This window comes from Novosphingobium sp. Leaf2 (assembly GCF_001421325.1).
GTDB lineage: Bacteria > Pseudomonadota > Alphaproteobacteria > Sphingomonadales > Sphingomonadaceae > Novosphingobium.
Map to the genome: position 1 here is coordinate 28,611 of NZ_LMJY01000008.1, position 18,870 is coordinate 47,480.

The window sequence follows — 18,870 nt, forward strand, 5'->3', positions numbered from 1 at the left end:
TGTATCCTTTGCGCGCTCAGGCAGGCGTGCCGACGCCGCCCGACAGGGTCGGCACGTCGAGCGCGGAGAAACCGTAGTGGGACAGCCAGCGCACATCGCCGTCGAAGAAGGCGCGCAAGTCGTCCATCCCGTATTTAAGCATGGCGAGCCGGTCCACCCCGGTGCCGAACGCAAAGCCCTGCCATTCGTCGGGATCGAGACCGCCGGCTTCGATCACCCGGCGATTGACCATGCCTGAACCCAGCACTTCCATCCAGGCGTGGCCCGGCGCATCGCCCGACCCGCCGACAACGCGGCGGCCCCCTTCGTTGGCATAGCCCACGTCCACTTCCACCGAAGGCTCGGTGAACGGGAAGTAGCTGGGGCGCAGGCGCAGGACGATATCGTCGCGCTCGAAGAAGGCCTTCAGGAACGTCTCAAGCGTCCATTTCAGGTGGCCAAGGTGGATGCCCTTGTCGATCACCAGACCTTCGATCTGATGGAACATGGGGGTGTGGGTGGCATCGCTGTCCGAACGGTAGACCCGGCCCGGCGCGATCACCCGCAGCGGCGCGCCATCCTTCAGCATCGTGCGGATCTGCACTGGCGAGGTGTGCGTGCGCAGCAGCATTTCGCGCCCGTCATCATTATGGTCCGGGAAATAGAAAGTGTCGTGCATCGCGCGCGCGGGGTGGCTCTCGGGCATGTTGAGCGCGGTGAAGTTGTGCCAGTCGTCCTCGATTTCCGGCCCGGTGGCGACGGCGAAACCCAGGTCGGCGAACACTTCGGCCAGTTCGTCCATCACCTGCGAGATGGGATGCACCACGCCGCGCGCAGTAGCTGGCGCCGGCAATGACAGGTCGATCGTCTCGGCGGCGAGTCGCGCATCGAGCGCGGCAGTTTCCAGCGCCGTCTTGCGGGCGGCCAGCGCCTCGCTCACGCTTTCGCGCAAGGCGTGGATGCGGGGGCCTTCAAGCTTGCGCGCTTCGGGATCGAGCTTGCCCAGCGTCTTGAGCAGGCCCGAGATCGAGCCTTGCTTGCCCAGAAATTCGACGCGCAGGGCCTCTACCGTATCGAGATCGTCGGCGAGCGCGATGCGCGACAGCGCCTCCTGGCCGGTTACTGCATGGTCCACTGGTACGTCTGCCTGCTTGAAGGAAATACGATGGTGCCGCGCTCTTTACGGAACGGGGCTGCGGATCGCAACGGAGCGGTTGTGCCCTTCGCGGCCAAGGCCGCATGCGAAAAGGGCGCGGACGGCAATTGCCATCCACGCCCTTTCAATCGCGCAATGAAGCGTGGGACGCTTCGTGCCGGTGGCTTACGCCGCCGCCGGCAGAGCAGCCTTCGCCTGCGCGATGACGGTGCTAAACACGCCGCCTTCGTTCATGGCAAGGTCGGCCATCGTCTTGCGGTCCAGTTCGATCCCGGCAAGCTTCACGCCGTGGATGAACTGAGAGTAGGTCAGGCCTTCGGCGCGAACGGCAGCGTTGATGCGCTGGATCCACAGAGCACGGAAGGTGCGCTTCTTGATCTTGCGATCGCGGTACGCATACTGGCCGGCCTTTTCGACGGCCTGGCGCGCGACGCGGATGGTGTTCTTGCGGCGGCCCCGGAAGCCCTTGGCCTGTTCCAGAATCCGCTTGTGCTTGGCGCGGGTGGTGACACCCCTCTTGATACGGCTCATTGGTCAGTATTCCTCAGTTGAGCCCGTAGGGCGCCCACTTCTTGATCGTCTTTGCGTCGGCGTCAGAAATGACGTCGGTGCGGCGATTCTGGCGGATATACTTACCGTTGTGGCTCATCAGGCGGTGGCGCTTGCCGGCAACGCCGTGCTTCACCTTGCCAGTGGCGGTGAGCCGGAAGCGCTTCTTCACGCCGCTCTTGGTCTTCAGCTTGGGCATTTTCGTCTCCTTGGTCAGGGACACGTCCCGCCGGCCTTGGCAGCCCTTTTCGCCAGGCCGACCCGCGAATCCCGTCTGGCGGGATCCAACCGTGTCGATTGAAGGGCGGGCCTTTAGGGGCAGATGCGCATAAACGCAAGCTGCCAGCGCGCGATCATTGCGCGTAGATCATCCGTTTGGTCATCCCGCCATCGACGACGATCTCCTGGCCCGTCACGAACCCGGCCCCGGCCAGCCACTCCACCGCCTGTGCGATATCCTCCACTGTGCCGACCCGACCGACCGGATGCTGCGCCTTGTCCCGGCGCGAGTGGCGGGCCGATGCGCGGGCGTCCGCCGCCTGCCAGGGCCCGGTCTCGATCCAGCCAGGCAGCACCGCGTTGACCCGGATATCGGGCCCCAGGCTGACCGCCATCGCATGCGTCAGCGCGCTGACGCCGCCCTTGGCCGCGGCATAGGCAAACGTATCCGGTTCGGACTGTTGGGCGCGGGTGGACGACATGTTGACCACGCTGGCCGGCGCGGCGGCGCGCAGCAGGGGCAGGGCCTCACGCGTGCACAGGAACGTCGCGGTCAGGCTGGCGTCAATGTAGGCATGCCAGCGCTGCGCCGTCAGGTCTTCCAAGGGGCCACATACCGGATCGGCGATCCCGGCGTTATTCACCAGCAGGTGCGCGCTGTCGGTCCATTTGCCGATCTTGCTAAAGGCGTTGCGCACGGCAGGCTCGTTGCCCACATCGCAGGCGATCGCCAGAAAGCGATCCGCAGGCAGCAGCGCACCCAGTTCGTCCAGCGCCTGCTGGTTCAGGTCAAGTGCCGCAACGCGCCAGCCCAGCCCCGCAAAGTGCAGGACCAGACCGCGCCCGATGCCTGCGCCGCCGCCCGTGATGATTGCCGTCTTGTCCGTCATGCCGGTGCAACCCGCCAGACCGCGCGAAGTGCCCCGACGCGCACTGATAGCTCAGTCGTGATGATGGCAGGCCATCGCCGCGATCACATCCTCCAGCCGGGCCGGATCGCCAAGCGCAAGTACCTCACCACCCGAGTCGGCATGGAGCGGCTCACCGTTCCAATCGCACATGGTGCCGCCCGCACCCTCCACGATGGGGACCAGCGCGGCCCAGTCATGCAACTTGAGGCCAGCCTCGCAGATCAGGTCGAGATGCCCGCTGGCGAGCAGGCCGTAGTTGTAGCAGTCTCCGCCCATCATCAGCCGCTTGTGGTCGGTCCGCGCCGCCAGCGTCATGAAATGATCGCCCTGATGGTCGTCGAAATACTGCGGCCCGGTGGTGGCCAGCATCGCGTCGGACAATTCGCGGCAGGGTCGGGTGCGCACTTCTGCTCCGTTGAAGGTGGTGGGATGGCCGCTGGCGCCCACCCAGCGCTCACGCAGGATCGGCTGGTCGATAATGCCCAGCACCGGCCAGCCGTTCACCAGCAGCGCGATCAGCGTGCCGAAGATCGGTCGCCCCCCGATGAACGAGACAGTGCCGTCGATGGGATCGAGCACCCAGGTCCGCCCGGTAGACCCCTCCTCTGACCCGAACTCCTCGCCAATGATCGCATCGCGCGGAGCTTCCGCTTTCAGGATGCGGCGCATGGCTTCTTCCGCAGCGCGATCGGCGATCGTTACCGGGGAGGCGTCTTGCTTGCGGTCGGCAGCAAGGCCGGTGCGGAAATGGGGGCGAATCGCGTCGCCCGCCGCATCGGCAAGCCGCAGCGCCAAAGCGATGTCCTGTTCGATTTTCATGCCCGCTGCTTGCCCGCCAAGTCCCGCCGGGGTCAAGGATCAAGGTGCGGCGCCGCCCACCTGTAAGAAAATGTAAGGCGCCGGCGGGCCACAGGGAATTTTACCGCATTGCCGGTGCGTGTCTGCGCATTTATCCCGATATGGGGCATTCGCAGCGAGACATCATGCAGCGCAGACGACAACCGGCGATCGATCCCAGGATCGCGCCGGAACAGGGCATTACCAAAGAGGGGCAACCGCTGTCATACAACCGCGCGCCGGTCGACGATCTGGCGCCGTGGGTTGCGCGGCTGTATGTCACGAAAGTGGATCTGCCGGCGGACTATACGCTCGATTGCGGCCTGTTCAACGACACGGCGTGCGTGCGCATCCAGCTTGCCGGCGCCTGGACCGCGCAGACCGCGACCGGGCCCGAAGCGTTCGACCGTGAAGCCTTGTTCTTCGGGCCGCAAACCCGGCGCATGCCCGTCAGCGTGACGGGCAGCTTCATCAGTCTGGGCATGGCACTGCGACCCGGTGCATGCACCGTGCTGTACGGTGTTCGGATCGCGGAGCTGCTGGACCGCATGGTGCCTACCGATCAGATGGGGCGACCCTCCGAACAGATCCTTTGGCGCTTTGACCCTGAAGCCACGCCGGAACACTGGCTCGCCACGCTGGAGCAGATGATGCGGCAGCGCGTGGAGCATGCCGGCGGCCGGGTACCCGATCCCATCGCCGCCCGCTTCGAGGAAATCAGCATGCGCGATCCAGGCATGGCGATCGGCCGCGCGGCGGAGGAATGCGGCGTGGATCGCCGCAAGCTGGAGCGTGTGGTCAAGCGGGATTTCGGTATGGCGCCCAAGCAGGTGCTGCGCCGCGCCCGCGCGCTGGACATGGCCAGTCACTTGCGTGGCGTGGCCGATGCGAGCGAGGCGAACGACATCGCCTTGCGCTACTATGACGAGAGCCACCTCATCCACGAGTTCACCGAGCTGTTCGGCATGTCGCCGCGCCAGTTCGTCGAGCGCCCGCAGCCGATCATGACACTGGCGCTGGAATCGCGCCAAGCGCGCCGGCTCGAAGCACTCAACCGGATCGCGCCGGGCGAAAGCCGGCCCTGGGAGTAAGGTTCAGTCGAACAGGCTGGAGACGGAGCTTTCATCGGCAATGCGGCGGATCGCCTCGCCGATCAGCGGAGCGATGGTCAGGATGCGGATCTTGCCCGAATCGCGCGCCGCGTCCGTTGCCAGGATCGAATCAGTGATCACCAGTTCCTTGAGCGCGGAATTGGTGACCCGGCTGACCGCCGCGCCCGAAAGCACACCGTGGGTAATGTATGCGGTCACACTGGCCGCGCCCTCGTCCATCAGCGCCTGCGCGGCGTTGCACAACGTACCGCCCGAATCAATGATGTCGTCGATCAGGATGCAGGCCCGGCCCTTGACCTCGCCGATGATGTTCATGACTTCCGACTGACCTGGGCGATCGCGCCGTTTGTCGACGATCGCCAGCGGCGCATTGTCCAGCCGCTTTGCCAGCGAGCGCGCACGCACCACACCGCCCACGTCCGGCGAGACAACCATCAGCGACTGGTCGCCATAGCGCGCCTGAATGTCAGCGGCCATGACCGGCGCTGCAAACAGGTTATCGGTGGGAATGTCGAAAAAGCCCTGGATCTGGCCGGCGTGCAGATCGACGCACAGCACGCGGTCCGCACCGGCCTCGGTAATCAGGTTGGCCACCAGCTTGGCGGAAATCGGCGTGCGCGGCCCAGGCTTGCGATCCTGCCGGGCATAGCCGAAATACGGGATGACCGCAGTGATGCGCTTAGCCGAGGCCCGGCGCAGTGCGTCCACGCCGATCAGCAGTTCCATCAGGTTGTCGTTCACCGGGTAGCTGGTGGGCTGGACGATGAACACGTCCTCGCCGCGCACGTTCTCGTGGATCTCGACGAAGATCTCCTCATCCGCGAACCGGCGCACGCTGGCGTCCGTCAGCGGCAGTTCCAGATAGGCGGCAATGGCGCGCGCAAGCGGCAGGTTGCTGTTGCCGGACATGATCTTCATGGCAATCCCCCGTGACGGTCACAATGCGGACGGTCGATGGCGCCCGGCCTTTAGCCATGGGCGGGGCGATTGCAAGAGCGGCACCCCCGATTTTCCGCCTGCGGGAATGGCAAGCCCGGTTACCGGGCCCGGTTACTGGGGGACGCCCGCGCCTGCGTATCGATCAAGCCCGCATCGCAAAGGACGGGCGTGCCATCGTCAAAATGCTTTGCGCATCATGGCCGCTGGGCCATGATCGATGTTATGCACGCCGGAACCTGCTGATCACCGGAACGGGTGTGGCAGACAAGCGTTGCGGGCGTTGGTGGTGCGGACTGGCATGCCGCCGGGCGTGCCCCATCCGGTCAAAGGGAATTGCGATTTGTTCAAAGCCTGGAATTTCCTGATCGCCGCCGCTGCATGGTCGGCCTGCTCTCCGGCGTTGGCGCAAGAAGCGCCCGCCACCGCGCAGACCGCCGGCACTTCTGCAACCGATGACAGCGCTATTGCCGAAAAGATGCTCGGCGCCGGTGGCCGCGTGACCCCGGACCGGTCGCGCAGCCAGTGCCTGCGCACCATGAAGGAAGGCGAAATCACTGTCTGCGCGCCGGCGCCCGACCAGTTCCGCATCCCATCTACGGCGGATGACGATCCCACCGGCAGCGCCGGGACGCGCGACGGACGGCTGCACACTCCGGACGTTGCGGGCAATGGCATCTTCAAGGGCAAGGCGACGATGAGCGGGAAGTGCTTCATACCCCCGTGCCCACCAGCGCCGGTCTACATGATCGATCTTGCCTCGATCCCCATCGCCCCTGCTGGCTCGGACGCGGACAAGATCGCCAAGGGCGAGCTGCGCACGCGCTGAGCTGGCGGCGTAGGACCAAGCCCTGCGTACTTTGACGCCTCAGGCGCCGATGATCTGCATCACCAACGGCTGCGCGGTAAGGCTCTGCGAACCCTCCAGGATCCGCAAGGCTTCGGTCACCGCGCGTTCGGGCCCCGGATGGGTGACCAGCGCGAGGATCACTTCGCCGTCCTGATCGGGATCGCCTTTCTGGATCAGGCTTTCGATGGACACGCCCGCGTCGCGCATCGCGGCGGTAATGTCGGCCAGCACACCGGGGCGATCAGGCACCGTGAAGCGGATGTATGCGCTGCCGGTGCGATGGCCGGATTCTGCCGGCTCCATCGCTTCCAGTTCACCCGTCGGCATTGAAAACGCCGCGCCCGTTTCGCCGCGCGCAATGTCGATGATGTCGGCCACGACCGCGCTCGCGGTCGGCCCATCGCCGGCGCCGGCGCCCTGGAACAGCAGCCGTCCCATGAAATTGCCTTCGGCGACCACCGCGTTGGTCGCCCCGTCCACGTGGGCCAAGGGATGATTGATCGGCACCAGATGCGGGCGCACCCGCTGGAACAGCCGCGCCGCGCCGCCCGCGCCGTTACCGGCCGACCGGTCGACTTCGGCCATGCCCAGCAGGCGGATGACATAGCCAAGCGCACGCGCCTGATCGATATCCGCCGCCTTCAGCCGGCTGATGCCCATCGTTTCCACCGCATCGAAGCGCAAGCGCGATCCGAACGCGATCGCCGCCAGGATCGACAGCTTGTGCGCCGCATCGGTGCCCTCGATATCGAACGTGGGATCGGCCTCGGCATAGCCCAGCCGCTGCGCTTCGCCCAAAACGTCGGCGAAGTCGGCCCCTGTGTCTTCCATCGTCGAGAGGATATAATTGCAGGTGCCGTTGAGGATGCCATAGACCCGGTCGATCGCGTTGGCCGCCGCGCCTTCGCTCAGGCCCTTGATCACCGGAATGCCGCCCGCCACCGCCGCCTCGAACTTGAGCGCCACGTGCGCCGCCTCTGCCGCCGCCGCGAGTTCCAGCCCGTGATGGGCGATCATCGCCTTGTTGGCGGTGACCAGGCTCTTGCCGCCGGCAATGGCGTTGCGCGCCAGCGCCAGCGCCGGCCCGTCAGACCCGCCGACCATTTCGACCACCACGTCCACGTCCGCCCGCGCTGCCAGCGCCGCTGCATCGTCTTCCCAGTCGTAGCGCGACAGGTCGACGCCGCGATCCTTGCTACGATCCCGCGCACTGACCGCCGCAATGCGGATCGGGCGGCGCGCGCGCCGGGTAATCAGTTCCGCGTTGGTTTCGATGAGGCGAACGACGCCCCCGCCCACGGTTCCCAGTCCGGCAAGCGCAATATTCAGCGGTTCGGCCATGCATGCTCCTTTACGCGAGCGGGCCCTAAGCCACGCCCGCCGCAATTTCCAGCCATTCGTCGCAAGACTATCAGGAGTTTGGCGTTAAGGGTCCTGGTGCCGGGCGTGTTGGGCGTCAGTTCAGCGTCCGGGTGCATGGGCCCAGCTGCGCCAACACGCCTTGATAGTCGTTGCGCGCCTGCTGTCGCTCGCCCTCGCTGCCCGATACGTTGGCCTGCGGCGGCAGCGTGCGCGGCAGGAAGCACGCCAGGCGATACCATTCCACCGTGTCGCGCTGAGGGGGATGGCCGACATCGGCCACCAGTTCGGAAAACGACACACCCCATACCGTGGGCTGGCCGGGCTCGTGCTTCACCGTGATCGATGCGGCGGAATTGTCCTGCGTATTAAGGAAGATCTGCGTCTCCCCCTGCCCGGCCAGATTGCCCGGCACGAACAGAACTTCACGCACGCCGGTGATCCGGGCCGGGGCGCCGGGAGCGATCATCTGCTGCAGGATGCCCCGCACCCGCGCCTCGCCTGCGGGGGTCCAGATCTGCTGCGCGGTAGGGGTGACCAGTTGCAATTCACCCGGCCGCCCGGGCACCGAACGGGCGAACAGCAGGACATCCTGCTTCTTCAGCTTGGGCGCGCGGCCTTTCGCATCCAGCGGCAGGTCGACGAGATAGCGGATGGATTCGCCCAGCGGCGCCTTGCCCACAAGCAGCGCCTTGGTGTTGGCCTCTACATAAAAGCGCCCGTGCCCCGGCGTCAGCGCGCGGCTGCGTTGATCCTCCACGCGCGTTGTCTTGACGATCTGCGCCAGCACGACCAGCCCCGCCGAATCGGCCAGGCCAGCGACGTCCGCATATGTGACCTCTTTTGGACCGACCGCGCTCTGCGCATTGAGAGGACCTGACAAAAAGGTGAGGACAGCCAGTGCAAATGGGGCACCAAAATGCGGCGAAAACCGTGCCATGAACGCAAAACTCCTCGGAAACCTGCGGAAGTATAGCCTCGGCTATGAACAGATTCAAAATTGGACTGGATCAATCGCGCCTTAACAGGCATGAATCATGCGTTAACCCCCGCTGCGGCGATAAGGCGTTGCGTGGGTGCGGCTTCACCGTTAAGAAGTCAGACATATGGGGCTAAAAAATAAAAATGCCCCGCGGTTCGCTTTCTCTGCTCGGCTTGGCTCTGGGATGAAGTGAACTGTCACACGTCAGGGTGGGTTATTGGAGTTTCGTCGTGGATTCCTCGAATCGGGGAAGCCATGGGCGCCTTTGGACATGCCTTTGTGGGCCGCTGTTCGGGGCTTGATTATGGAGTGATGCGTCTGAATGGCTTACGCTGACCAGCAAATGAGCAGTAGCAAGGTTACTGCTCTTGTCATTGTCGCCTTGATCCACGTCTTCGTCGGCTATGCGCTCGTCACCGGCTTGGCCTATGAGGCGGCGAAGAAGGTCATGGACAAAGTGACCACCGTGGACATCAAGGAAGAGAAACCCAAGGAGGAAGAGCCACCGCCGCCACCTCCCAAGGAAGATACACCACCGCCGCCCATCGTGGCGCCGCCTCCGCCGATCAGCATCAATCCGGCTCCGCCGCCGGTGCAGACCGTCAATGTCGCTCCTCCGGCGCCCCCGGCGCCTGTGGTTCTGGCCGTTACCCCTCCGGCACCCCCGCCGCCGCCGCCTGGTCCTTCAAAGGCCCGTGGCGTGCGTCCCAAGGGTCAGGCTGGCTGGGCTGGTCGCATCCAGGCGAACTATCCCACCAAGGCAGCACGCGAAGAGCGTGAAGGCCGTGTTGGCGTGAGCGTCCAGATCGGTCCGGATGGTCGCGTAACTTCGTGCTCGGTGTCGTCGTCCAGCGGCAGCCCCGACCTCGATTCGGCGGCTTGCGACGGTATGCAGCGCTACGCGCGCTTCGACCCGGCGCTTGATGCTGCGGGCAACGCGATCTCTTCGTCCTATTCGACGGCGATCGTCTACAAGCTCAACTAACTCCAAGGCGGCCGGTCGTTGACCCCGGCCACATCCTGCATTCTTCTTGAGAGGTACATCGCATGCTTATCGTTGATATCCTTGCCGCTGCCGGCGCTGCGCCGCAGAACAAGTTCGGCTTTGCCGAAGCCCTGAAGCAGGGCGGTTTCATCGCCTATGCCACCGTCATTATCCTGGGCATCATGTCCTTCGGCTCGTTCTACATCCTCTTCACCAAGTGGTTCGAACAGTCGAAGATCCTGCGCCAGTACAATGCGGTTCGCACCACGTTCTGGCGCGCCCCGACCCTGCGCGAAGGTTCGGCCAAGCTCGACAAGAACAGCGCCTGGCGCCAGCTCGTCGAAGACGGCATCTCGGCTGAAGACCAGCACTCGAAGATGACTGATTCGCTTGAAGCCCATGACTGGCTGCACGGTTCGCTGCAGCGTTCGGAATCGTCGATCAACGCGCGCCTGTCCTCGGGTCTGCCGTTCCTGGCGACCGTGGGTGCAACCTCGCCGTTTATCGGTCTGTTCGGTACCGTGGTTGGTATTTACCGCGCTCTGATCGCGATCGGTCTGGCCGGTTCGGCTTCGATCGACAAGGTCGCAGGTCCGGTTGGTGAAGCACTGATCATGACCGCGCTCGGTCTGCTCGTCGCGGTTCCCGCCGTGCTTGCCTACAACTACCTGCAGGCACGCAACAAGCGCATCGCCGAACTGCTGACCGGCTTCTCGAACGACATCCTCGCGAACATCAACTCGAAGGGTGCCGTCAAGCCGGCCATCGCCGCCGGTCCGGCCAAGGTTGCTCCGGCTGCCGCCAAGCCCGCTGCCGCTCCGACCAAGCCATAAGGAGCACGGGATTTAACGGGCCGGTGATCCGGTCCGTCCCGTCGGGGTGGAACCCGAAAGGGATTTCAGGGGTGACGGAACGCTTGCATGCGCGATCCGTCACCAGCCCCAAGGCAACGCAAGGATTAGGATAAGACTATGGCGATATCCACGGGCGGAGGCGGTGCAGAGACACCGATGTCCGACATCAACACAACGCCGCTCGTCGACGTTATGTTGGTGCTGCTCATCATCTTCCTGATCGCGGTTCCGGTTGCGATTCAGACGATCGAAAAGCTGCGCATCCCCGTCATTGTAGCCACCGAATCGAAGGACAAGGTGGAGAACCTCCTCCTGACCGTCTCGACGACCGACACGAACGGCCGCAGCGCCGGTGAGCCGGGCTTCCAGGGGGCTTCGCGTAACGGTGAATGCCGCATCTACTTCAACAACGTCACCCCGGTGACATCCACCGAACTGCGCGACCAGGCTTTCAAGCGTCTCGATTCGATCGTGAAGCGTGAAGGTGGCCCGCAGGCCCTGATGGCTAACCCGGACCTCATTCCGCAGGTCCACATCCGTGGCGACGTGAACGCGCCTTGGCGCTGCGTTGCCGGCGCCATCTACAATGTGCAGATTTCGGGTTATCCGACGGTTGGCTTCATCACCAACCCGGTCGATCCGAACGGCTGACGTTCAGGAACAGGAGTAACTTTCCATGGCAATGTCAGGCGGCAAGGAAGATGGCTCGCCGATGATGGAGATGAACACGACGCCGTTGATCGACGTCATGCTCTGCCTCCTCATCATGTTCATCATGTCCATCCCGGTCGCGACCCACTCGATCGACATCGACCTGCCGGTGGCCAGTCCGCCGAACCAGCAGCAGCCGCTGATCGATCCGGTCAAGAACAAGATCGTGCTGACCAAGGACAACAAGATCCTTTGGAACGGCACGCAGCTTGACCAAAACACGCTGGTGCAGTCGCTCCAGGCAACCACGCGCATGTCGCCCGAGCCGGAACTTCAGTTCCAGCCCGACGCGGATGCCAGCTACGAGCTTTCGGCGCAGGTCCTCGAAGTCATCAAGGCTTCGAAGGTCACCAAGTTCGGGTTTGTGGGCAACGAACAGTTCGCAACCTTCGGCAAGGCCGGCGGCTAAGAACTTTCGCATCCAGCCCTTCAAGGCTACCCAAAGGGGCGGAGCGATCCGCCCCTTTTTGTTTGGCGTTCTCCAAAAGGCACGCGCAACATCGTCGCCAGCCGCCTCAGTCACCCTCGTCCGTCGGCACATCCACCCGCATCGCAACCGACGCCAGGCTTTCCGCCTCGAACAGCAGATCGTCATCGGCCGCTCCGGACGGCAGGTTTTCACGCCCGATCATCGACAGGCCCGGCACCGAAAGCGGGCTGATGCGGTCCAGCCGCACGTGGTCGATCTCCCGGGCCGCCCGGTCAAGCACGTCGGCCACGCGCCCCACGTCGGTCAGGCGCGCACGCGCGTCCGCCCAGGCGGCCTGGATCAGCAAGTGCTCGGGCTCATACTTGCGCAGCACGTCATAGATGAGATCGGTCGAGAACGTGACCTGCCGCCCGGTCTTGCGCTTGCCGGGGTGCTGGCGTTCGACCAGCCCGGAAATCACCGCCACCTCGCGAAAGGCGCGGCGCAGCAGGTACGATTGCTGCACCCAGTCCACGAACTCGTGCGTCAGGATGTCGGGAGACAGCAAGGCGGACGGATCCTCGACCGGCTGCAGTCCCCATACGATCAGCGTGTAATCGGTGGCGACAAAGCCCAACGGCCCCAACCCGCGATCATTCATCCGGCGGGTGATCAGCATGCCCAGCGACTGGTTCGCGTTCCACCCCTCGAACGTATAGTAGCTGGTATAGGCCAGCCCCCGGTGCGGGAAGCTTTCCACCAGCAGCCGTCCGGGCGCGGGCATATGCGAGCGCCAGTCCTGCACCTCCAGCCATTCGCGCACGTCATCGGGAAACCGGGCCCAGCCCGGACGATCCGCCAGCATCGCCCGCACCCGGTCCGCCAAGTGCGTCGATATCGGCATGCGCTGGCCCATGTAGCTGGGGATCGTGGCGGATCGCTTGGCCGCGCGCACGATCAGTTCCAAATCCTTCAGCGCCTCAACCTCAAGGTCCATCCCGGCAAACCGGAAGGTGTCACCCGGCTCCAGGCTGGCTCCGAAACCCTCTTCCACCTTGCCGAGCGCACGGCCGTTGCGAAACCGCACGTCCAGCATCTCGGAATCGACGATGATGCCTGCATTCAGGCGGTGCCGGGCAGCCTGTTCCGGGTGCGCCAGGCGCCAAGTGCCGTCGGCTTCACGCACGATCCGGCGGAACCGATCGTAGGCCCGCAGCGCGTAGCCACCCGTCGCCACGAATTCCAGCACGCGCGCAAAGATCGTCGCATCGATCCACGCATAACTGAGCGAGGAGCGTACCTCGTCCAGCAACGCGTCCTCGCGAAACGGGCCGGCGCAGGCCACCGCCATCACATGCTGGGCCAGCACATCGAGCCCGCCGGGGCGGAACGGATCACCATCGCGCTGCCCTTCGCGCACCGCCTGTTGCGCCGCAAAGGCTTCCAGAAATTCGAAGCGATTGCCTGGCACCAGCACGGCCTGGCTGGGGCAGTCGAGCCGGTGATTGGCGCGCCCGATCCGTTGCAGAAGGCGCGACGATCCTTTGGGCGCGCCCATCTGGATCACCAGGTCGATGTCGCCCCAGTCGATGCCAAGGTCGAGACTGGCGGTGCACACCAGCGCGCGCAGCTTGCCATCCGCCATCGCCGCCTCCACCTTGCGGCGTGCCTCCCGGCTGAGCGATCCGTGGTGGATGCCGATCGGCAGGTTGCCCTCGTTGGCGTCCCACAGTTCCTGAAAGATATACTCGGCCAGAAAGCGCGTGTTGGTGAAGACCAGCGTGGTGCGGTGCGCGCGGATCTGCGCGATGATCTGGGGAATCGCCCAAGTGGCTGCATGGCCGCTCCAGGGAATGCGCGCCTCGTCAGGCAGCAGAATTTCGACGTCGGGCTCGGCGCCGGGATCGCCTACAACCAGTGCCACCGTATCGATCTCGCCCCACGGCGCCAGCCAGCCGCGATACTCATCGGGGTCCGCCAGCGTGGCGGACAGCGCAGCCCGGCGCATGGCCGGCGCGATGGCCTGCAACCGGGAGAGCGCCAGCGCCAGCAGATCGCCGCGCTTGCCGGTGGCGAAGGCGTGCACTTCGTCGATCACCACCCGGCGCAGACCGGCAAACAGTTCCGGAGCCTCCGGGTAGCTGAGCAGCAGCGAGAGCGATTCGGGCGTGGTGAGCAGCACGTGAGGTGGCCGGGCGCGCTGGCGGGCCTTGCGGTCTGAGGGAGTATCGCCGCTGCGGGTTTCCACGCGGATGTTGAGCCCCATTTCGTCGATCGGCGCGATCAGGTTGCGCTGCACGTCGGTCGCCAGCGCCTTGAGCGGCGAAACGTACAGCGTGTGCAGGCCCTCGGGGGGCTTGGACCCGCCTAGCCGTGAGGGACAAAAATCGGCAAGCGTAGGGATAAACCCGGCCAGCGTTTTGCCCGCACCAGTGTCAGCCACCAGCAGCGCGTGTTCTCCCCGGTCGGCAGCGGCCAGCATATCACGCTGATGACGGCGCGCCTCCCAACCGCGCGCCGCAAACCATGCGCCTATCTCTGCGGGGATATTGCGCGGGTCAGTCATGGCGGGCAACGTAGCGGCACACAGGGGATAAAGCATCGCCGCGATGCTGGTTGCCGCATCCTGCCCGCGTTATCCGCGCGTGATGCCGGATTGCGCAAGCTGGCTGTCGACCTGCGCCAGCAGTGCGTCCAACCCTGCCGCCGTGTCGCTCTCCGCACGCGCGGTCAGGGCGGCCTGCGTGTTGGAGGCGCGCAGCAGCCACCAGCCGTTCGGCGTATCAACCCGCACCCCGTCCGTGGCATCGACCGAGACGTTTGCGGCTGACAGCCGTTTGCGTACGTCGTCGATTACCGCGAACTTGCGCGCATCCGGCACGGGAAAGCGCAGTTCCGGGGTGTTGTGCATCGCCGGCAACAGGTCTCCCAGCTGGGTGACGGACGCGGCCAGCCGCTGGCTTGCCGCCATCAGACGCACGGCGGCATAGAGGCCATCGTCGAAACCGTAGTAATCGTCCGCCAGGAAGATGTGGCCGCTGGTCTCGCCGCCCAGCAGTGCCCCGGTTGCCTTCATTCTGGACTTTATATGGGAATGCCCTGAGGGCGCCATCTCGACCTGCCCGCCAAGCGCCCGCACCGTGTCAAACACCAGCCGCGAGGCCTTCACGTCCGCAATAACCCTGGCGCCGGGTTGCCGCGCAAGAACATCACGGGCGTAGATCGCCAGCAACTGATCGGCATCGACGATGCGCCCGCGCGCGTCGACTACGCCGATACGGTCGGCATCACCGTCAAAAGCCACTCCGAAATCGAGGTTCTTGGCCGCGACGAGCGCCTGCAGGTCTGCAAGGTTTGCCAGGACAGTTGGATCAGGATGGTGGTTGGGAAACCGCCCGTCCACATCGGAGTAGAGCAGATGATGTTCGCCCCCAAACCGCGCCGTGAGGCGGGACGTGAGGAGTTCCAGGGCAGGGCCGGCAGCGCCGTTGCCGGCGTCCCAGCCGATGCGCAGGGCGGCAATGTCGTTGACCTGCGTACCCGCCAGACCCTCCAGCAGCCTGTCGACATAGTCGGACAGCACATCGCGTTCGGTGACCAGGCCGGGCGTCAGCGCACCCGTCCCCTCGCCCGCAGCGGCCGTCGCGCCAAGGCGCTGGATGTCCGGCCCAAAGAACGGTCGGCCTCCAAGTACTATCTTGAAGCCATTGTGATTGCCGGGATTGTGGCTGCCAGTTACCTGAATGCCGCCGTCCACCTGTGGCAGTGAGGTTTCCGCGAAATACAGCATCGGCGTAGCGGCGAGACCGATTCGCACCACGTCCACACCGCCCAGCGTCAAGCCTTCCACCAAAGCCGTTTCCAGCATCGGCGAACTAAGCCGCCCGTCGCGACCCACCACTACCCTTCCGCCGCCGGCTTTCCGCAAGACCGCAGCGAAATACAGGCCCAAGGCATGGGCGTCCGGCGCTCCCAATGTCTCTCCCACCACGCCGCGAATGTCGTATTCGCGCAGGATGGTGGGGTCGAACTGGTGGGCCTTGTTCATGGTCGTAGCAGCGCTTTCAAAGGAGGCGTGACCATATTCGGGCAGGCTCGCACGCAGCGCAAGCTACTGGGTGAACGGCATCGGCTTGGCTCCCCGAACACCTTCGGCCGCCGCGCCGGGCCAAAACCGCGCGCGACATCGGTATACCCAGCTATTCTCGCCGGTCGCGCCCCGGACGTACCATGTGCAAACGGCAATCAATTCCACAGCGCACACTGTACGAATCAGGAAGGAAACCCGGAGGACAGACTTCGAGGCGCCATGACTGCTCCGCCTTAGCCCGCTGCAATCACTGTGAACCCATCAGCATCTCATAAAGGGCTGCGAGCTTCGTAAGGGCATAGAGACCCGCCGGTATCTTGTCCTGCAGCAGACATGCCTTCAAATTTCCGCCGGCACCTGCGCCAGGAGCAGGTCGCGCGCAGCGTTCGCTTCGTGGACCTGTTCGGCGCTGCCGCCGCGATCGGGGTGCACGGCGGCGATGCGGCGGCGATGCGCCTCCACGATGTCGCGGCGGCTGGCGCCTGCTGCCACGCCCAGCAGCGCACGGGCGCGCGCGGCTTCGAAGGACCGCGTGGGTTTACCGCCGGCCAGCTTGGGCTGCCAGGGCCACCGCCCGGAATACAGCCGCCACGCGATGCAACCCAGCGCAATCAGCCACACCAGCTTGAGCATCAGGTGGCCGCCGCAAGCGCAAGTTCAGTCTGCCCGCGTGACGGCATCGGGAGCTTGAGCCCGGCGACCAGTCCGCGCAATTCCTGGCGCGCCACCAGGTGGCTGGTGCCCAGATCGCCCAGATGCCCCTTGTCCAGCAGGGTGAGGCCGGAGGGGAACAGTTCGCGAAAGATCACGCGCTCGGACAGGCCGGCAGCGATGCGGAAGCCCGCACGCTTGGAGAGTTCCTGCAACGCCCCATCGATGCGGCGCATGTTGCGCGCTTCCACGTGCTGCACCCGGTTGCGCACCACCACCCAGTCCAGATCGCGCCGCCCTTCGGCGATGGTCTTGAGGCCGCGCTTCTTGCGCGCCTCCCACATCACCTCGGCGTAGAACGACAGCTTCTTCACTTTGAACGTCTCGCTCTCAACCTGGCCCAGCAGGTCGAAATCGACGAAACTGTCGTTCAGCGGCGTGACCAGCGTGTCGGCGGTGGTAGCGACGTGGCGAGCGAAGGCATCGTCGCGGCCGGGGGTGTCGAACACCAGGAAATCGTAGCCTTGCGCGATCTGCTCGGCCATGTCGTCCAGCTCGTTCACATCGTCGCCGTCATAGACTGCAAAGCGCGCGCCAGGCAGCGAGATCTCACGCTTGCGCTCGGTTTCCATGCGGTTTTCCAGATAGCGGTACAAGGTGCGCTGGCGCGGGTCGAGGTCGATACAGGCCACGTTCGCACCCTGATACGCAAGGGCGATGGCCACATGCACGGCCGTGGTGGACTTGCCGGTGCCGCCCTTCTCGTTGGCGAAGACGATGCGATGCGCTGTCACGGGACCGTTACGCTTTCCTGGCTTGCCGACCGGCAGCATGCCGATCCGCGCGTTTTATAAAAATTGCCCCCTTGGGCGCGCAGCGGTTACAGACCTGTGCGCCGTCCGGTCTGGGCGCATCATACTGGAGCACATGAGGTCAATGCAAACCGTCCACGCCCTTGATCCACTGCGCAATGCAGTTGCAGGCCTGCGCGCTGCCGGCCCGGTGGCGCTCGTGCCTACCATGGGTGCGCTTCATGACGGCCACCTGACACTGGTGCGCGAAGCGCGCCGGCATGCCGCCAGCGTGGTGGTGTCGATCTTCGTCAACCCGCTGCAGTTCGGCGCGAATGAGGATCTGGACGCTTATCCGCGCCAGATGGAGCGCGACAGCCGCTTGCTGGAGGCTGAAGGTGTGGATCTGCTGTGGGCGCCCACCGCCCAGGCGATGTACCCGCCCGGCTTTGCCTCCACCATCTCCGTGACGGGGGTCAGCGAGGGGCTGTGCGGGACCGCGCGGCCAGGCCACTTCGATGGCGTGGCCACGGTGGTGTGCAAACTGTTCAACCAGGTCATGCCCGACGTGGCGCTGTTCGGAGAGAAGGACTGGCAGCAGCTGTCGGTGATTCGCCGTATGGCCCGCGATCTTGACCTGACCCGGCCCGCCGCCAACGCGATCCTCGGCGTGCCCACGGTGCGCGAGGCTGACGGCCTGGCGATGTCTTCGCGCAACGCGTATCTTACGCCCCAGCAGCGCGCTAAGGCTGTCGCCTTGCCCACAGCCATGCGCCGGGCCATCGCCCAGATCGAAGCCGGCGCAGACGTACCGTCCAGCCTGGCCCGGCTGAAATCCGATGTACTGGAAGGCGGCTTCGGTTCACTCGACTATGCGGAGCTGCGCGAGGCAGACGACCTGGGCGAACTGCACGCGGTTATCACCAAGCCGATGCGGCTGCTGGTCGCCGCGCGAATCGGAACGACGCGACTGATCGATAACATGGCGGTGAAACCGGCACAGGCGCCAGAGGCTGCCTGAGGCCATGGTGGGCGGTGAGGGGCTCGAACCCCCGACCCTCTCGGTGTAAACCTGCGAAATATACTTATCAGGAATTATCATAAACCATCATAGATGCGAGGATATTTTACACAAATACTTGATTTATAACGATTTTTATGATACGTATGTATTCAGGAAACGTCACCGAAGCTCTGTTTCTCGGGATACACGGTTGAATACATATGGAGGCATGACGATGGGAGCATCACGGCTGCGGGCACTTACGGTCAAGGAGGTCGAGAAGTTGACGGCCTCGAAGCCGTCTACGATCAAACATATCTCATTGGGTGGAGTACCAGGTTTCGTACTCATCCATACCCCAGCCGGCCACACTAGGGCGCGAACTCATAAATTGGGTTGAGCTGTCGGCATTGTCGTGATTCAGGCGCCCTTCGGAAACGGAGGATGTATGACGCGACGGCGGTATGAACTGACGGACAAGGAATG

19 protein-coding genes are annotated in these 18,870 nt (G+C 64.6%); 7 read left to right on the forward strand and 12 right to left on the reverse strand.

Translation table 11 applies throughout. The annotated features are described in order from the left end of the window. Positions 1–16: 16 nt before the first annotated feature. From pheS to hisN, 5 genes are all read right to left on the reverse strand, one after another. Entirely contained in the window at positions 17–1,114 is a 1,098-nt protein-coding gene (pheS, locus tag ASE49_RS06405) for a phenylalanine--tRNA ligase subunit alpha (RefSeq protein ID WP_056769521.1), read from the reverse strand. A gap of 186 nt (positions 1,115–1,300) precedes the next feature. Then, on the reverse strand, positions 1,301–1,666 hold the full coding sequence (rplT, locus tag ASE49_RS06410; RefSeq protein ID WP_056769524.1) for a 50S ribosomal protein L20: 366 nt from the start codon (positions 1,664–1,666) through the stop codon (positions 1,301–1,303). Positions 1,667–1,679: 13 nt separating this feature from the next. Beyond that, on the reverse strand, positions 1,680–1,883 hold the full coding sequence (gene rpmI, locus ASE49_RS06415; RefSeq protein ID WP_056769556.1) for a 50S ribosomal protein L35: 204 nt from the start codon (positions 1,881–1,883) through the stop codon (positions 1,680–1,682). 154 nt (positions 1,884–2,037) lie between these two features. Continuing rightward, positions 2,038–2,793, reverse strand: coding sequence for an SDR family NAD(P)-dependent oxidoreductase (locus tag ASE49_RS06420; protein WP_056769525.1), 756 nt, complete (start codon positions 2,791–2,793; stop codon positions 2,038–2,040). 51 nt (positions 2,794–2,844) lie between these two features. Beyond that, entirely contained in the window at positions 2,845–3,633 is a 789-nt protein-coding gene (gene hisN / locus ASE49_RS06425) for a histidinol-phosphatase (RefSeq protein WP_056769527.1), read from the reverse strand. A 164-nt stretch (positions 3,634–3,797) separates the two neighbouring features. Between hisN and ASE49_RS06430 the strand changes: the two genes are divergently transcribed. Next, entirely contained in the window at positions 3,798–4,742 is a 945-nt protein-coding gene (locus ASE49_RS06430) for a helix-turn-helix domain-containing protein (RefSeq protein WP_056769558.1), read from the forward strand. Between the two features lie 3 nt (positions 4,743–4,745). Here ASE49_RS06430 and ASE49_RS06435 read toward each other — a convergent pair whose 3' ends face one another. After that, positions 4,746–5,681, reverse strand: coding sequence for a ribose-phosphate pyrophosphokinase (locus ASE49_RS06435; protein ID WP_056769529.1), 936 nt, complete (start codon positions 5,679–5,681; stop codon positions 4,746–4,748). A gap of 361 nt (positions 5,682–6,042) precedes the next feature. Between ASE49_RS06435 and ASE49_RS06440 the strand changes: the two genes are divergently transcribed. Beyond that, positions 6,043–6,528, forward strand: coding sequence for a hypothetical protein (locus ASE49_RS06440; protein ID WP_235522868.1), 486 nt, complete (start codon positions 6,043–6,045; stop codon positions 6,526–6,528). A gap of 39 nt (positions 6,529–6,567) precedes the next feature. On the opposite strand, the gene ASE49_RS06445 is transcribed toward ASE49_RS06440, so the two are convergent. Both ASE49_RS06445 and ASE49_RS06450 read right to left on the reverse strand, forming a co-directional pair. After that, complete coding sequence (locus tag ASE49_RS06445; RefSeq protein ID WP_056769530.1) at positions 6,568–7,890, reverse strand: homoserine dehydrogenase; 1,323 nt, start codon at positions 7,888–7,890, stop codon at positions 6,568–6,570. 115 nt (positions 7,891–8,005) lie between these two features. Continuing rightward, positions 8,006–8,848, reverse strand: a complete 843-nt coding sequence (locus ASE49_RS06450; RefSeq protein WP_056769533.1) for a hypothetical protein — start codon at positions 8,846–8,848, stop codon at positions 8,006–8,008. Positions 8,849–9,212: 364 nt separating this feature from the next. Here ASE49_RS06450 and ASE49_RS06455 point away from each other — a divergent pair, with 364 nt between their 5' ends. From ASE49_RS06455 to ASE49_RS06470, 4 genes are all read left to right on the forward strand, one after another. Beyond that, the gene (locus ASE49_RS06455) at positions 9,213–9,875 is read left to right on the forward strand and encodes a TonB family protein (protein ID WP_056769535.1); all 663 of its coding nucleotides are present in this window, start codon (positions 9,213–9,215) and stop codon (positions 9,873–9,875) included. Between the two features lie 62 nt (positions 9,876–9,937). Next, positions 9,938–10,708, forward strand: a complete 771-nt coding sequence (locus ASE49_RS06460; protein ID WP_056769538.1) for a MotA/TolQ/ExbB proton channel family protein — start codon at positions 9,938–9,940, stop codon at positions 10,706–10,708. A gap of 138 nt (positions 10,709–10,846) precedes the next feature. Then, positions 10,847–11,380: an ExbD/TolR family protein gene (locus ASE49_RS06465; protein ID WP_200921987.1), complete on the forward strand. Its 534-nt coding sequence runs from the start codon at positions 10,847–10,849 to the stop codon at positions 11,378–11,380. Between the two features lie 25 nt (positions 11,381–11,405). Next, entirely contained in the window at positions 11,406–11,849 is a 444-nt protein-coding gene (locus tag ASE49_RS06470) for an ExbD/TolR family protein (protein ID WP_056769541.1), read from the forward strand. A gap of 106 nt (positions 11,850–11,955) precedes the next feature. Here the strand turns inward: ASE49_RS06470 and ASE49_RS06475 are convergent, their stop codons facing one another. The 4 genes from ASE49_RS06475 to ASE49_RS06490 form a co-directional block, all read right to left on the reverse strand. Beyond that, entirely contained in the window at positions 11,956–14,415 is a 2,460-nt protein-coding gene (locus tag ASE49_RS06475; protein WP_056769543.1) for a ligase-associated DNA damage response DEXH box helicase, read from the reverse strand. Positions 14,416–14,484: 69 nt separating this feature from the next. Continuing rightward, a complete protein-coding gene (gene pgmG, locus ASE49_RS06480) occupies positions 14,485–15,897 on the reverse strand; it encodes a phosphoglucomutase/phosphomannomutase PgmG (protein WP_056769544.1) in 1,413 nt (470 codons plus the stop codon). Between the two features lie 381 nt (positions 15,898–16,278). Beyond that, positions 16,279–16,572, reverse strand: a complete 294-nt coding sequence (locus tag ASE49_RS06485; RefSeq protein WP_056769546.1) for a J domain-containing protein — start codon at positions 16,570–16,572, stop codon at positions 16,279–16,281. Next, the gene (locus tag ASE49_RS06490; RefSeq protein WP_056769561.1) at positions 16,572–17,384 is read right to left on the reverse strand and encodes a division plane positioning ATPase MipZ; all 813 of its coding nucleotides are present in this window, start codon (positions 17,382–17,384) and stop codon (positions 16,572–16,574) included. Before ASE49_RS06490 ends, ASE49_RS06485 begins: the two co-directional genes overlap by 1 nt. 142 nt (positions 17,385–17,526) lie before the next feature. Here ASE49_RS06490 and panC point away from each other — a divergent pair, with 142 nt between their 5' ends. After that, a complete protein-coding gene (gene panC, locus ASE49_RS06495) occupies positions 17,527–18,402 on the forward strand; it encodes a pantoate--beta-alanine ligase (RefSeq protein ID WP_056769547.1) in 876 nt (291 codons plus the stop codon). The last annotated feature ends 468 nt before the right edge of the window (positions 18,403–18,870 follow it).

Excerpts from the sequence above, each read along its gene's own strand:
- rplT (WP_056769524.1), bottom strand. The coding sequence starts at position 1,666 with ATGAGCCGTATCAAGAGGGGTGTCACCACCCGCGCCAAGCACAAGCGG.
- rpmI (WP_056769556.1), bottom strand. The coding sequence starts at position 1,883 with ATGCCCAAGCTGAAGACCAAGAGCGGCGTGAAGAAGCGCTTCCGGCTC.
- ASE49_RS06420 (WP_056769525.1), bottom strand. The coding sequence starts at position 2,793 with ATGACGGACAAGACGGCAATCATCACGGGCGGCGGCGCAGGCATCGGG.
- hisN (WP_056769527.1), bottom strand. The coding sequence starts at position 3,633 with ATGAAAATCGAACAGGACATCGCTTTGGCGCTGCGGCTTGCCGATGCG.
- ASE49_RS06430 (WP_056769558.1), top strand. The coding sequence starts at position 3,798 with ATGCAGCGCAGACGACAACCGGCGATCGATCCCAGGATCGCGCCGGAA.
- ASE49_RS06435 (WP_056769529.1), bottom strand. The coding sequence starts at position 5,681 with ATGAAGATCATGTCCGGCAACAGCAACCTGCCGCTTGCGCGCGCCATT.
- ASE49_RS06445 (WP_056769530.1), bottom strand. The coding sequence starts at position 7,890 with ATGGCCGAACCGCTGAATATTGCGCTTGCCGGACTGGGAACCGTGGGC.
- ASE49_RS06450 (WP_056769533.1), bottom strand. The coding sequence starts at position 8,848 with ATGGCACGGTTTTCGCCGCATTTTGGTGCCCCATTTGCACTGGCTGTC.
- ASE49_RS06455 (WP_056769535.1), top strand. The coding sequence starts at position 9,213 with ATGGCTTACGCTGACCAGCAAATGAGCAGTAGCAAGGTTACTGCTCTT.
- ASE49_RS06460 (WP_056769538.1), top strand. The coding sequence starts at position 9,938 with ATGCTTATCGTTGATATCCTTGCCGCTGCCGGCGCTGCGCCGCAGAAC.
- ASE49_RS06465 (WP_200921987.1), top strand. The coding sequence starts at position 10,847 with ATGGCGATATCCACGGGCGGAGGCGGTGCAGAGACACCGATGTCCGAC.
- ASE49_RS06470 (WP_056769541.1), top strand. The coding sequence starts at position 11,406 with ATGGCAATGTCAGGCGGCAAGGAAGATGGCTCGCCGATGATGGAGATG.
- ASE49_RS06475 (WP_056769543.1), bottom strand. The coding sequence starts at position 14,415 with ATGACTGACCCGCGCAATATCCCCGCAGAGATAGGCGCATGGTTTGCG.
- pgmG (WP_056769544.1), bottom strand. The coding sequence starts at position 15,897 with ATGAACAAGGCCCACCAGTTCGACCCCACCATCCTGCGCGAATACGAC.
- ASE49_RS06485 (WP_056769546.1), bottom strand. The coding sequence starts at position 16,572 with ATGCTCAAGCTGGTGTGGCTGATTGCGCTGGGTTGCATCGCGTGGCGG.
- panC (WP_056769547.1), top strand. The coding sequence starts at position 17,527 with ATGCAAACCGTCCACGCCCTTGATCCACTGCGCAATGCAGTTGCAGGC.